At 55.9% G+C, this 12,833-nt stretch carries 13 protein-coding genes; 10 read left to right on the plus strand and 3 right to left on the minus strand.

The features are described 5' to 3' along the window. The first annotated feature begins 115 nt into the window (after positions 1 to 115). The 4 genes from dnaJ to A3709_RS18625 all read left to right on the plus strand — a co-directional run bounded on the left by dnaJ (position 116) and on the right by A3709_RS18625 (position 3,666). Positions 116 to 1,255, plus strand: coding sequence for a molecular chaperone DnaJ (gene dnaJ / locus A3709_RS18610; RefSeq protein WP_066058071.1), 1,140 nt, complete (start codon positions 116 to 118; stop codon positions 1,253 to 1,255). Then, positions 1,252 to 2,058 carry a 4-hydroxy-tetrahydrodipicolinate reductase gene (gene dapB, locus A3709_RS18615; protein WP_066058074.1) on the plus strand — a complete coding sequence of 269 codons (807 nt, stop codon included), beginning with the start codon at positions 1,252 to 1,254 and terminating at the stop codon, positions 2,056 to 2,058. Before dnaJ ends, dapB begins: the two co-directional genes overlap by 4 nt. A 43-nt stretch (positions 2,059 to 2,101) precedes the next feature. After that, positions 2,102 to 2,956 (plus strand): thioredoxin, encoded by an 855-nt coding sequence (gene trxA, locus A3709_RS18620; RefSeq protein WP_066058077.1) that lies wholly within the window; start codon positions 2,102 to 2,104, stop codon positions 2,954 to 2,956. Positions 2,957 to 3,072: 116 nt separating this feature from the next. Further along, positions 3,073 to 3,666 (plus strand): glycosyltransferase, encoded by a 594-nt coding sequence (locus tag A3709_RS18625; protein ID WP_066058080.1) that lies wholly within the window; start codon positions 3,073 to 3,075, stop codon positions 3,664 to 3,666. Between the two features lie 24 nt (positions 3,667 to 3,690). Here the strand turns inward: A3709_RS18625 and A3709_RS18630 are convergent, their stop codons facing one another. Continuing rightward, positions 3,691 to 3,948 carry a hypothetical protein gene (locus A3709_RS18630; protein WP_156507851.1) on the minus strand — a complete coding sequence of 86 codons (258 nt, stop codon included), beginning with the start codon at positions 3,946 to 3,948 and terminating at the stop codon, positions 3,691 to 3,693. Between the two features lie 183 nt (positions 3,949 to 4,131). Here A3709_RS18630 and A3709_RS18635 point away from each other — a divergent pair, with 183 nt between their 5' ends. The 6 genes from A3709_RS18635 (at position 4,132) to A3709_RS18660 (ending at position 10,840) form a co-directional block, all read left to right on the plus strand. Then, entirely contained in the window at positions 4,132 to 5,316 is a 1,185-nt protein-coding gene (locus tag A3709_RS18635; RefSeq protein WP_066058625.1) for an acyl-CoA dehydrogenase family protein, read from the plus strand. A gap of 15 nt (positions 5,317 to 5,331) precedes the next feature. Continuing rightward, a complete protein-coding gene (locus tag A3709_RS18640; protein WP_066058087.1) occupies positions 5,332 to 6,468 on the plus strand; it encodes an acyl-CoA dehydrogenase family protein in 1,137 nt (378 codons plus the stop codon). A 75-nt stretch (positions 6,469 to 6,543) separates the two neighbouring features. After that, entirely contained in the window at positions 6,544 to 7,578 is a 1,035-nt protein-coding gene (locus A3709_RS18645; protein WP_066058090.1) for an LLM class F420-dependent oxidoreductase, read from the plus strand. Continuing rightward, positions 7,578 to 8,390 (plus strand): SDR family oxidoreductase, encoded by an 813-nt coding sequence (locus tag A3709_RS18650; RefSeq protein ID WP_066058093.1) that lies wholly within the window; start codon positions 7,578 to 7,580, stop codon positions 8,388 to 8,390. Before A3709_RS18645 ends, A3709_RS18650 begins: the two co-directional genes overlap by 1 nt. A 15-nt stretch (positions 8,391 to 8,405) precedes the next feature. Then, entirely contained in the window at positions 8,406 to 10,133 is a 1,728-nt protein-coding gene (aceK, locus tag A3709_RS18655; RefSeq protein WP_066058096.1) for a bifunctional isocitrate dehydrogenase kinase/phosphatase, read from the plus strand. Then, positions 10,133 to 10,840: a histidine phosphatase family protein gene (locus A3709_RS18660; protein WP_066058099.1), complete on the plus strand. Its 708-nt coding sequence runs from the start codon at positions 10,133 to 10,135 to the stop codon at positions 10,838 to 10,840. Before aceK ends, A3709_RS18660 begins: the two co-directional genes overlap by 1 nt. On the opposite strand, the gene A3709_RS18665 is transcribed toward A3709_RS18660, so the two are convergent. Both A3709_RS18665 and A3709_RS18670 read right to left on the minus strand, forming a co-directional pair. Beyond that, complete coding sequence (locus A3709_RS18665; RefSeq protein WP_066058102.1) at positions 10,837 to 12,180, minus strand: MATE family efflux transporter; 1,344 nt, start codon at positions 12,178 to 12,180, stop codon at positions 10,837 to 10,839. The genes A3709_RS18660 and A3709_RS18665 overlap by 4 nt on opposite strands. Then, positions 12,181 to 12,765 carry a DNA-3-methyladenine glycosylase I gene (locus A3709_RS18670; protein ID WP_066058104.1) on the minus strand — a complete coding sequence of 195 codons (585 nt, stop codon included), beginning with the start codon at positions 12,763 to 12,765 and terminating at the stop codon, positions 12,181 to 12,183. It lies immediately after the preceding gene. Positions 12,766 to 12,833 lie beyond the last annotated feature (68 nt).

Consider the following 12,833-nt stretch of genomic DNA (forward strand, 5'->3'; position numbering starts at 1 on the left):
CGCTTCCTTGCTGAAGGAGCGACTTCGGTCGCTCCGGTTACCAAGTTCGACCACGCGGGCCACTGATGCCCGCGTAGTCATTTTAGGAATAGCTGTAAAAGTACGCTGAGAAATCATGTCAAAACGCGATTACTACGAAGTTCTCGGAGTCAGCAAAAGCGCTGACGACAAGGAGATCAAAAAGTCCTACCGCCGGGTGGCGATGAAGTATCACCCCGACCGCAATCCGGACGATCCCGAAGCCGAGGAAAAATTCAAGGAAGCCACCGAGGCATACGATGTCCTGATGGATTCAGAGAAGCGCGCGGCCTATGACCAGTTCGGTCATGCCGGTGTGGATCCGAACATGGGCGGCGGCGCCGGCGGCTTTGGCGGCGGCAGCTTCAGCGACATCTTTGGCGATGTATTCGGCGACATCTTCGGTGGTGGCGGCGGTGGCCGTGGCCGCGCAGGACCGCAGCGCGGTTCCGATTTGCGCTACACCCTGGATATCTCCCTGGAAGATGCCGTTAAAGGCACCACCGTTGAGATCAAGGTGCCCACGCTGCACACCTGTGAAACCTGTGATGGCTCCGGCGCCAAGAAAGGTTCCAGCCCGGTCACCTGTACCACCTGTGGTGGCGCAGGCCAGGTCCGCATGCAACAGGGCCTGTTCCAGGTTCAGCAAACCTGTCCGCATTGTCGCGGTTCCGGCCAGATCATCTCCGATCCCTGCACTGATTGTCATGGCCAGGGCCGGGTAGAAAAGACCAAGACTCTGTCTGTAAAAGTGCCCCCGGGTGTGGACACTGGCGATCGCATCCGCCTGTCCGGCGAAGGCGAAGCCGGCCCCATGGGTGGCCCCGCGGGTGATCTGTTTGTACAGATGTCGGTGAAGCAGCACCCCATCTTTGAAAGGGATGGCAAGCACCTGTATTGTGAAGTGCCGATCACCTTTGCCGATGCTGCCCTGGGCGGTGAGCTTGAAGTGCCCACCCTCGATGGCAAAGTGAAGCTGAAGATTCCAGCGGAAACGCAGACAGGGAAACTGTTCCGTCTGCGCGGCAAGGGCGTGAAGCCTGTGCGTGGCGGCAGCGTGGGCGACCTCTTGTGTCGGGCCGTCGTTGAGACACCGGTGAATCTGACCAAGCGTCAGAAGGAATTGCTGGAAGAATTGTCGGCATCACTGGGTGAGTCCGGGCATAAGCAGAGCCCGCGCCAACACAGCTGGTTTGAAGGTGTGAAAAATTTCTTTGACGATATGACATCATCATGACAACAAAAATAGGTATTACCGGCGCCGCCGGACGCATGGGCAGAACCCTGATCGAGGCGGTGAGCCTGGCAGGCGACGAACTGCAGCTGGCAGCGGCCATTGAGCGACCTGAGTCCAGCCTGATTGGCGCAGATGCCGGTGAATTTGCCGGTGTTGGCAAGTTGGGCGTGACCATTGCTGGTTCGCTCGACGATGTCGTTGAAGACATCGATGTGCTGATCGATTTCACGATCCCGGCTGCTACGGTTGCCAATGTACAGGTATGTGCGGCGAGTAATACTGCCATTGTTATCGGCACCACCGGTTTCGATGATGCTCAGCAAGCGGTTATCGATGAGGCCGCCAAAAAGATCCCGCTGTGTAAGGCGACCAATTTCAGCACGGGTGTGAATCTATGCTTCAAATTACTTGAAGTGGCTGCCCAGGTGCTGGGCGATGACGTTGATATTGAGATTGTCGAAGCCCACCATCGGCACAAGATCGATGCTCCTTCTGGCACAGCGCTGAGCATGGGTGAAGTGGTCGCAGATACCCTGGGCCGTGATCTGAAGAAAGTGGCGGTGTATGGACGAGAAGGCCAGACCGGTGCGCGAGAGCGCGACACTATCGGTTTTGCCACCGTGCGCGGTGGCGATGTGGTTGGCGATCACACCGTGAGTTTTATGGCTGACGGTGAACGGGTTGAGATTACCCACAAAGCGTCCAGTCGCATGTCTTTCGGTCGTGGCGCAGTGCGGGCCGCCGGCTGGTTGAATGGTAAGGCCCCCGGCTTCTATGACATGCGTGACGTACTTGGCCTGTAGGCACGCTGCAATCTCATTCACTTATTAGCAGATGGAACCCGCTATGTCCGAACACATAGTTAATATCGATGAGACTAACGCTGCAGCGCTACTGATCGAGGAATCACATAATCGTCCGGTGGTCGTCGACTTCTGGGCAGATTGGTGTGAGCCCTGCAAAGTGCTTATGCCGCTGTTGGAGAAAATCGCCAACGAATATAACGGCGCGTTTTTGTTGGCCAAGGTCAACGCGGACGAACAGGGCATGATTGCGCAGCAGTTTGGCGTGCGCAGCCTGCCGACGGTGATGGTGATTAAAGACGGGCAGCCTGTAGATGGTTTTGCCGGTGCCCAACCCGAAAAGGAAATTCGCGAACTTCTGGGCAAGTATCTGCCCAAACCCTGGGACGGCCTTCTGCAACTGGCGAAAGAAGCCATGGAGGAGGGCAATTTTGCCGCTGCTCTGACCCCGCTGCGCCAGGCCTGGGAAGAATCCGGTCAATTGTACGAGATCACCGTGGCCTATGTGCATTGCCTGATTGAGTCCATGCGTCTGGACGAAGCCGAAGCACTGCTCGACGGCGTGCGTATGGCGGATCAAGACGCCGCTTATGAACAACTGCGGGCTCAGTTAGAAATTAAGCGTCAGGCAGCCAAGTCACCAGAAATTGAAGCGCTGGAACAGCAGCTGGTCGCTGACCCGGATAATCTGGATGTGATGGCCCAGCTGGCGGTGCAGTTGACCAATGCTGGTCAATTCAAGGACGCCATGGAATATCTGGTCACCATTTTGCGCAAGGACCTGGATCACGGCGATGGTGCCACCAGAAAGGCGTTGCTCGACACCATCGCCTCGCTCGGTAAGGGTGACCCTCTGGCGGCGGAGTATCAGCGCAAGCTCTACAGCCTACTTTATTGACGGCGAATGCGGTAATGCTCCCACCTAGTATTTCCCTGTGTATGATCGTCAAGGACGAATCGTACTTCCTGCCCCGTTGTCTTTAAGCCGCCGCTGATTTTGTCGATGAGATGATCGTGGTGGACACCGGCTCAAGCGATGACTCGCGAAATATTGTACAGCGCCTGGGGGCCAAGGTGTTCGATTTCGCCTGGTGTGATGATTTTTCCGCCGCGCGCAACTACTCGCTGGAGCAGGCTAGCGGCGATTGGATCGTCGTGCTGGATGCAGACGAGATGATCGACCCAGCTAACTGGCTGCGCCTTCGTGAGCTGGTGACGACCACCGAGCGCGATGCGTTCTTTCTCAGCCAACATAATTACACGAATCAGCGCTTCGAGGGCGGCTTTGTCCCGACAAAGCAGCAAACACCTTCCACCCGCGGTTTCAAAGGTTACAAGGTGCATGCCATTGCCCGGCTGTTCCGAAATTCACCGGCAATTCGCTATCGCGGCCATGTACATGAGGTGATTGATACCTCGCTTAGTGAAGAGCAGTACGAGGTGGTGAATATCGTGATTCACCACCATGGGGAAGAGAGCCCTCAGCGGCCCAAGGAAGTTCGCCAGAGGAGCTATCTCCGGCTGATGGAGCAGGATCTCGACAGCGATCCTTCCGGTCGCCTTTACGGTACGGCGGCGTCCATTCGCATGCACTACCTCAAGGACTAAGCCACCGCGGCCAGGTACTATGAGTCAGCTATTCGTCTGGGCTGGCGGCCACAGGACAGCCGCGAAGGCTGGGCGCTGTGCCAGTATCTGGCCGGTGACCTTGAGGCTGCCTACGATGGCTATCAGGCTCTCTATGACGAGAAGCACGTCAGCGTTAATCTCTGTATTAATCTGGCCAATCTCGCCGTAAAACGGAACGAGAAACCCTTTGCTGCTGACCTCCTGGAGAGGGCGATCGGCCTGGGTGTGGTCGACGTCAAGACCCGTATCAGCCTCGAGCATAACATTCGGTTTCTGCGCGACAATACCTGAGCACATTGCCTCCCCATTGACCGAGTACGCTACGGTCAATTATTGTGATTTCTGTCAACATTGTACCCCTCGTCGGTGCTCGCTATGGTACGGGCCAGCAGGGGCTATGAGCCCTTCTTTTGCGCCAATTTTGCAGCCGAGGAGGTATTTGCAGTGGACACATCTTTCAGCGCCGAGGACCTGGCGTTCCGAGACGAGGTGCGCGAGTTCTTCGCCACCGCCTATGACCCTGAACTGGACGCTCGCCTGAACAACCCCGATCCCAGTGTGTTTCCGGCGGCGATTGTGGACTGGCAGAAACGCCTGCATGACCGCGGCTGGATTGCGCCCGGTTGGCCCGAGGCCGTGGGAGGTACGGGCTGGACAGCGACCCAGAGCTTTATATTCGAAACCGAGCGCGCAGCGCACGGTATTCGCGATGTGCTTCCCTTTGGCCTGAAAATGGTCGGCCCCGTTATTTATACCTTTGGCACCGATGAGCAGAAAGAGCGCTTCCTGCCCAAGATTCTTGCCAGCGATGAGTGGTGGTGTCAGGGCTATTCTGAACCTGGTTCCGGCTCTGACCTTGCCTCACTGAAAACCCGCGCCGTGCGCGACGGTGATGACTACATCATTAACGGTGCCAAGATCTGGACAAGCTACGCTCAGTTTGCCGATTGGATCTTCTGCCTGGTGCGTACCAGCACCGAGGGCAAGAAGCAGGAAGGCATCAGCTTTTTGTTGATCGATATGAAGACGCCGGGCATTAAGGTCAACCCAATTGTGTCCATTGATGATCATCACAGCCTTAACGAGGTTGAGTTCAACAACGTACGCGTGCCCGTTGCCAACCGCATCGGTGAGGAAAACAAAGGCTGGACCTACGCCAAGGCGCTGCTGGCGCACGAGCGCACAGCGATTGCCGAAGTGGCTGACACCAAGCGTTGGGTACAAATGGTCAAGGATTACGCTACCACCGAAGTAAACGGCGGCAAGCGCCTGATCGACGATCCGCTGTTCCAGAAGCGCATCTCCGACGTTGAGATTGAGCTCATGGCGCTGGAGTTTACCGAGCTGCGTGTACTGGCGTCGGTCGCCAAAGGGGGTGCCCCGGGAGCGGAATCTTCACTGCTGAAAATCAAGGGCACCGAATTGCAACAGGCCAGCCAGGAGTTGCTGATGGATCTGGCAGCGCACTATCAGGGCGTTCGCCCAGGCGCTCCTGAGGCAGAAGTACTGGGGCATGAATTCGGCTCCAAGGCATTCAAGAAATATATGTACGGCAGGGCATCGACTATTTATGGCGGTTCCAACGAAGTGCAGCGCAACATCATCGCCAAGGCCGTACTCGGTCTGTAAGCAGGAGGTATCACAATGAATTTCGATTTTTCTGAAGAACAGGTGATGCTCCGCGACAGCGTTGCGCGCTATGTACAAGACGATTACGATTTTGACACTCGTCGCGGTATTGCCGAGTCCGAAGCCGGTATCGACCGAGCCAAGTGGCAGACGTTTGCGGAGCTGGGCTGGCTGTCTATTCCCTTTGAGGAAGAGTTCGGTGGTTTCGGCGGTGGCGCCGTGGATGTCATGGTTGTCATGGAAGAACTGGGGAAAGGCCTGGTACTCGAACCGTTCTTCGCTACCGTATTGCTCTACGGTGGCCTGCTGCAGAAGGCGGGCAGTGCCGCGGTTAAAGCCGAGCGTATTCCGGCGATCATCGATGGCTCAGAGCTGGGCGCATTCGCCTACCTGGAGCGGCAGGGCCGCTATGAACTGACTGACCTGAAAACGACGGCGACCCAGCAGGGCGATAACTACGTGCTCAATGGCGAAAAAGTTGCGGTGGCCAATGGCGCCAATGCCGACTATTTCGTGGTGTCCGCCCGTACCGGCGGCGAGCAGAGTGATGACTCAGGCATTAGCCTGTTCCTGGTGCCAGCCAACACTGAGGGTGTATCAAGGGTCAGCTACCGCATGATGGACGGCCAGATTCTGGCGAATGTGGTGTTGGACAATGTATCGGTTCCCACTGGCCACTTGCTGGGAACGGAAGGCGACGCCCAGGCAGTGATCAATGAAGTGGTTCGCGAGGCCAACCTGGCGCTTTCCGCGGAAGCCATCGGCATTATGGAAACGCTGAACAGCAAGACTGTGGAATACGCCCGTACGCGCGAGCAGTTTGGCGTGGCTATCGGCTCCTTCCAGGCACTGCAACATCGTATGGTAGACACCTTTATGTCGTACGAGCAGGCCAAATCGCTGCTGTACCGGGCGGTATGTGCGCTGACCGATGACGAAATGGATACCGACGAAGCCATTCATGCCCTGCGGATGATGATTACCAAGTCCGGCAAGCACATCTTCGGCGAAGCCATCCAGATCCACGGCGGTATGGGTATTACCGATGAACTGGATATTGGTCATTACGCCAAGCGACTCATGATGATCGGCGCCACCTTCGGCGATGGCGATTATCATCAGGCAAAATTCAACAGCCTGCGCTATAACTAGTACACTGTTCAAACTCTGCGCCCACTACACTGAGTGGGCGCAGCTCCTTTCTTTCTTCATCCCAGGAGACCCCCGATGAAACTAGGTTTTCTGCTCGGTTATTCCGGCAAGCAAATTCACATTCCCATGGACCTGATCACACAAGCTGAATCCATGGGTTACGATTCCGTTTGGACCGCTGAGGCCTACGGCAACGATTCTATTACCGCGGCTTCCTGGATCCTGGCCCAGACTTCCAAGATCAAAGTGGGCACCGCCATCATGCAAATGCCAGCACGTACGCCGGCGATGGCCGCCATGACCGCCATGTCGCTGGATCAGCTGTCCGGTGGGCGCTTTATTATGGGCCTGGGTGCCTCCGGCCCCCAGGTAGTGGAAGGCTGGCACGGCGTTCCTTACGGTAAGCCTGTAACCCGCACCAAAGAGTACATCCAGATCGTGCGCAAGATTTTCGAGCGCGACGGGCCGGTTGAATTTGATGGCAAGATGTACCAGATGCCGAACAAGTCAGAGGGCACTACCGGCCTGGGCAAGCCGCTCAAATCGATTCTTGAGGGTAACCCGGACATTCCCATTTACACTGCATCCATCACCCCCGCGGGCCTGCGCTGCGCCGGTGAGGTTGCCGATGGTGTGTTCCCCGTATGGATGGATCCCACCAATTACGACGTGCTGGGTGAACACATTGGCACCGGCCTGGAGAAGAGCGGCCGCAGCCTTAAGGACTTTGACATTGCGCCCTTCGTGTCGGTAGCGATGAACGACGACCTGGATGCCGCGTTTGATTCTCTGCGCCCCTGGCTGGCGCTGTACATTGGCGGCATGGGCGCGCGCAATAAGAACTTCTATAACGACTATGCCACGCGCATGGGCTATGGCGACGCAGCCAAGAAGATTCAGGATCTGTACCTGGATGGCAAGCCCGCTGAAGCTGCTGCAGAAGTGCCCAATGAACTCCTGGACGAAGTGTCGCTGGTGGGTTCCAAGGACCGGATCCGTGATCGTCTGCAGGCCTGGAAAGAGGCAGGTGAACGCGGTGAGGTAGGCACCATGCTGCTGGGCGTTCACGACCCTGAAGTCCTGGAGCTGTTTGCGCAGGAAATGCTCTGATGCAATTGGCCGGTAAGGTCGTCATTGTCACTGGGGGTGCAAACGGTATCGGTCGCGCCCTCTGCGAACGCTTTCATGCCGAAGGTGCTGAAAAGGTGGTTGTGGTCGACCTCGAGGGTGACAATGCCCGCGAATTTGCCAGCACCATCGATGGTGATGCATATGAAGTCAATGTGCGCGATGAAGCTGCAATAGCGGCAATGGTCGCTGACGTTGAAGCCCGATACGGCCGAATCGACTTGTTCTGCAGTAATGCGGGCATTATCGCCCTCGATGGGGAGCCCTGGTGGGCAACGTCGGCGAGTAACGAAACCTGGTCGGCGATGTGGGATATACATGTGATGTCCCACGTATTTGCTGCCAGAGCTTGTCTGCCGGGTATGTTGGAGCGCGGTGAGGGTTACTTCCTGAATACCGCTTCCGCCGCGGGGCTACTTAGCCAGATTGGCGATGCAGCGTACTCAACGACGAAGCACGCCGCTGTAGGTTTCGCGGAATCCCTGGCGATCACGCACGGTGATGACGGCATCAAGGTGTCTGTGCTTTGTCCCCAGGCTGTTGCCACACGTATGGTAAACGCAACTGAAGATGCCGGTGACGATATGGTCGGTGGCACTGCCGGCGTCGATGGTGTGCTGAGCCCGACAGCAGTGGCAGACTCGGTAGTAAAGGGATTAGCCAATGAGCAATTCCTTATTCTGCCGCACCCCGAAGTAGAGCAATATCGCGCCAACAAGGCCCGTGACTATGGCCGCTGGATTGGCGGTATGCGCAAGATGCGGCGCATGCTGAACTTGAGTACAGCGAAATAGTGCTGGGCGCGCGAAGTGGAGAAGAGAGAACGCTTCGCGCGCACCATCCTCAATGGCTTTGAGGTTTTCTTCGCAGAATTTCAAAATATCACCCTGGCGGCTAAAAGCCGCTTCGAGAATGCCGACTGGCAGGGCATGCAGAATTCTGCGCGTCGCAGAATTGATCTACGTAAGCAGCGCACTCGAGAAATTATCGAGTATGTGGAGTTGGTCGCTGGCGAAGATTTGAGGAACTTTGAATTCTGGAAGGCCTCCAGAGAGATCTACGCAAACCTGGTCGCAGGACATAACAACTTCGAGATCGCAGAGACATTTTTCAATTCCGTCTACTGCGCCGTATTCGATCATCGCAACATTCGCGACGACTATGCGTTCGTGTTTTCCGCCCACAGCGATATGCCGGCGGCCGATGTTGCTGCGGTATTTCGCAGCTACTCCGGTGAGCCGATGGACCAATTGTTTGGCCAGGTTCTGGCAGATTTCGCCTTTGATATCCCCTACGAAAATCTGACGCGAGACCTTGAGAATATTCTGCTTGTTACGGAGCAAGTGCTTGTGCCGCAACTGCCTGGCATCGAATGTGAGCTTCGGTTTGAGGTTCTTGAGCATCATTTTTTTCGCAACAAGGGCGCTTATATTGTCGGCCGGGCTGCGAGTGGTGATCACAGTGTGCCCTTCGTACTGCCGATCCTGCATAATGAGCGAGGTGCGGTGTTTGTCGATACCGTGCTGTTCGGTGCGGACAAACTGAGTGTCATCTTCAGTTTTACGCGCAGTTACTTTCTTGTGGATGCTCGTATTCCATCGGCGTATGTCTTGTTTTTGAAGCAGCTGATGCCCGCCAAGCCGATATCAGAGATCTACAGCGCCATGGGCTACAACAAGCATGGCAAAACTTACTTCCATCGCAGCGCCTATCGGCATATGACAGGCACGACGGATAGGTTTGTGGTGGCGCCCGGTATCAAGGGCATGGTGATGAGCGTATTCACCATGGACAGCTACCCCTTTGTATTCAAAATCATCAAGGACCGTTTCACGCCGCCCAAGGACATGAGCCGCCAGCAGGTGAAAGACAAGTACGAAATGGTGAAGCGTTGGGACAGGGCAGGGCGAATGGCTGATACCCAGGAATTCACCAATCTTACCCTGGCCAGAGAACGGTTCTCTGATGAACTGATGGAAGAACTTTGGCGTGTGGCGCCGTCTGTGCTCGAGGAACGCGGCAAGGCGCTGATTATTAAGCATGTGTACGTTGAGCGCCGTATGACGCCGCTGAATCTTTACCTGCAAGACGCGACCGAAGAGCAGGTGTTCGCGATCATGGACGAATACGGTAATGCCATTAAGCAATTGGCAGCGGCCAATATCTTTCCCGGCGACATGTTACTTAAGAACTTTGGTGTGACCCGGCATGGGCGCGTGGTGTTTTACGATTACGACGAAATTGTGCCGTTGCTGGACTGTAATTTCAGAGTGATTCCTGAGCCTCGTACCGAAGAGGAGGAGATGGCCAGTCAGCCGTGGTACTCTGTTGCGACTAACGACATCTTTCCCGAAGAATTCCGACTGTTCTTTTCCGGCAATCAGCGCGCGCGTTCCTCCTTCGATGCACTTCACAGCGATATTTATCAGGCAGCATTCTGGCAGAGTCTGCAGGCGCAGATTCGCAGCGGCTACGTAGAGAGTTTTTTCCCCTATCGCAGAAAGTTGCGATTTAACCGAGATTTGGAGACTGCCTGATGGCAACTATTTATCTGATTCGCCATGGACAGGCGTCCTTTGGTTCCGCCAACTATGATCAGCTTTCGGAGCTGGGGCAGCGGCAGGCGGACGCTACCGCTGAGTACCTGGCCACTGTTGGCATTAAGCTCGACGCTGCCTACAGCGGCGATTTGTCGCGCCAGCGCGAGACCTGCGAGAGAGCGCTGGCAGGGCAGGTGGATGGTGTACCACATCACATCGATGCGCGGTTTAACGAAGTGAATAATGACGAGCAGGTCGCGGCGTTGGCACCCGTGATTATGGAGAGCAATCCTGCGCTGGCTGAGTTGATGAGTGGCGGCAAGCCCTCCAGCAAGGACTATCAAAAAATTATTGAGGCGGTGTTCACTCACTGGGTAACCCAGGACTGTTCACAGTACGGCATTCAGACCTGGGAAGATTATTCGAGCAAGGCGCATTCTGCGTTGCGTGAGGTGATGAAGCAGCAAGGGTCGGGTAAGACCGTTGGCATCTTTACCTCGGGTGGCACCATTGCCACGTTGGTGGCGCATGTTCTGGGGGTGTCAGGAGAGAAGGTATATCGCTTCTATGAGCCTATTTTTAACTGTTCTGTGACCCAGCTCTTTTACAGCGGCGACAACGTCTCTTTATCCTATTTCAATGATCGGTCATTCCTGCAGATGCTCAGCCTGGAGAAGGGCGAAAATCTTGTGACCTACCGCTAGCGTACCTTGATCTGCATCCATTTGCGGGAATTGTAACGCCACAGCAAGAGCGTTGCTTTGATCACGTAGTCCATGAACATTACCAGGAACATCCAGTGGATGGACATGTCCAGTGACAGGATAAGGAATGCGGGTAGGAGCCGTCCCAGCATGATACCGCTAACGGTCGCGATGAGCGGGAAGCGGGTATCCCCTGCGCCACGCAGCGCGCCTCCAATGGCGGCATCAACGGCCATAAGAGGCTGACAAAGCGCGATGACATAGATGAATATGCGAGTAAACTCAGCGGCCTCAGGATCTTCGATCATGAAGCCAGCGAGTTCCTCGGCATAAATGGCGGTCAGCACGGAGATCGAAACCATCGCGATGAGCGCCATCCTAAGCCCGCGCCAGCCCGCCTTCATGGCCATTTCCGGGTTGCCTGCGCCGAGTTGCTGGCCCACTAGGGTAGCCGCGGCAATACCGAAACCAAACCCTATGACAATAGAGAATGACACCAAACTGATGCCGATGCCGTAGGCGGCATATGCATTTGTGCCATAGCTGGCGACCAGACCGAAGAACACCAGAAAGGCGGTTTGTACAAAACCCTGCTCAGCGACTGAAGGCAGCCCAATGCTGATTAGCTGGCGCGCAGTCATCATGTTAACGCGCAGCCGTTTTACGGGTTTGATGTTGAAGGCCCCTCGCCACCAGATGGCAACAAATATGGTAGTGATGGTGGCAGCGGCCGCACTTCCGCCTAGGCCAATGCCCTGAACGCCGAAGGCAGGGACAGCGCCGACACCTGTGGCGAGAACCCAGGCCGCTATGATGTTGAGCACCGAACTGCAGAACAAGAAGAGCAGGGGGGTGATTACGTCGCCTGTGGCACGCAGTGCGGTCGACAGAATCGTATTAAGTGCAGAAAACACGTTAAACAGGCCCAACCAGAAGATGAAGCTGGCAGCTGAGGCTGAGGTCTCCTCATCGAGGCCAAACAGGCTGACGATAAATTCTGGTATGAGCAGTGGCGGTAGTCCGAGTAGCAGTCCGAAGAACACGGCCATGGCCATGGACGTCCAAGTCGCCATCTCTGCCTGGCGGTGGTCGTTGGCGCCCCAGTTGCGGGCGACAATGGCTGTAGTGGCAACAGATAGCCCCATTAATACCGCCTGGATGAGGAAGAACACCCGGTGGCCCGTTGTGACTGCGGCTACGGCGCTGGGCCCTAGGGGCGAGGCGATCTTAATATGTAGAAAGCCTACGGTGGTGAACAGCAGGTTCGAGATGATCGTTGGCCAGGCCAGTTGCCATACGCGGCGACTGGTAGAGCCGGTCTCCTGGTCAGACGACGACATTCAGCGGCCTTTCTTTCCCAGAGCATCACACTCTTTGTGTCTGAAACAGTCGACGGTGTGGTCGTTGACCATGCCGGTGGCCTGCATGTGCGCATAGATGATGGTAGATCCCACAAAGGTAAACCCGCGCTTCTTCATATCCTTACTAATTACGTCCGAGAGTGCCGTAGTGGCGGGCACCTGCTTCATGCTTTTCCAATGGTTCTGGATGGGGGTGCCGTCGACGAAGTTCCACATATAGTTGGCGAAGGTACCGAATTCGGCCTGTGTTTCCAGGAACGCCCGGGCATTTTTTCGGGCGCCATAGACTTTCAGTTTGTTGCGGATGATGGCTGGGTTCAGCAGGATTTTATCGAGCTTGCTGTCACGATAGCGGGCGATTTTCCGGGCATCGAAATTATCAAAAAAAGTCCTGTAACCTTCTCGCTTGCGGAGTATGGTAATCCATGAGAGCCCAGCCTGAGCGCCTTCCAGAATAAGGAACTCGAACAAGGTCTGGTCGTCCCATACGGGCACGCCCCACTCTTCATCGTGATATGTAACATAGAGGGGGTCATCTCCACACCAGGTACAGCGCTTGGTCATAGTCTCTCTCCGCGGGGGTAACAGTATGGTCCCGGGTAGTGGGCCTGTCTAGGCGGCACTGGTACAGC

The sequence above is a fragment of the Halioglobus sp. HI00S01 genome (assembly GCF_001635445.1).
Taxonomy (GTDB): domain Bacteria; phylum Pseudomonadota; class Gammaproteobacteria; order Pseudomonadales; family Halieaceae; genus Halioglobus; species Halioglobus japonicus.

Coding starts and splice junctions, on each gene's coding strand:
- A3709_RS18645 (WP_066058090.1), top strand. CDS start 6,544: ATGAAACTAGGTTTTCTGCTCGGTTATTCCGGCAAGCAAATTCACATT.
- dnaJ (WP_066058071.1), top strand. CDS start 116: ATGTCAAAACGCGATTACTACGAAGTTCTCGGAGTCAGCAAAAGCGCT.
- A3709_RS18660 (WP_066058099.1), top strand. CDS start 10,133: ATGGCAACTATTTATCTGATTCGCCATGGACAGGCGTCCTTTGGTTCC.
- A3709_RS18630 (WP_156507851.1), bottom strand. CDS start 3,948: ATGCTCGAGGCTGATACGGGTCTTGACGTCGACCACACCCAGGCCGAT.
- A3709_RS18670 (WP_066058104.1), bottom strand. CDS start 12,765: ATGACCAAGCGCTGTACCTGGTGTGGAGATGACCCCCTCTATGTTACA.
- dapB (WP_066058074.1), top strand. CDS start 1,252: ATGACAACAAAAATAGGTATTACCGGCGCCGCCGGACGCATGGGCAGA.
- trxA (WP_066058077.1), top strand. CDS start 2,102: ATGTCCGAACACATAGTTAATATCGATGAGACTAACGCTGCAGCGCTA.
- A3709_RS18665 (WP_066058102.1), bottom strand. CDS start 12,180: ATGTCGTCGTCTGACCAGGAGACCGGCTCTACCAGTCGCCGCGTATGG.
- A3709_RS18640 (WP_066058087.1), top strand. CDS start 5,332: ATGAATTTCGATTTTTCTGAAGAACAGGTGATGCTCCGCGACAGCGTT.
- A3709_RS18650 (WP_066058093.1), top strand. CDS start 7,578: ATGCAATTGGCCGGTAAGGTCGTCATTGTCACTGGGGGTGCAAACGGT.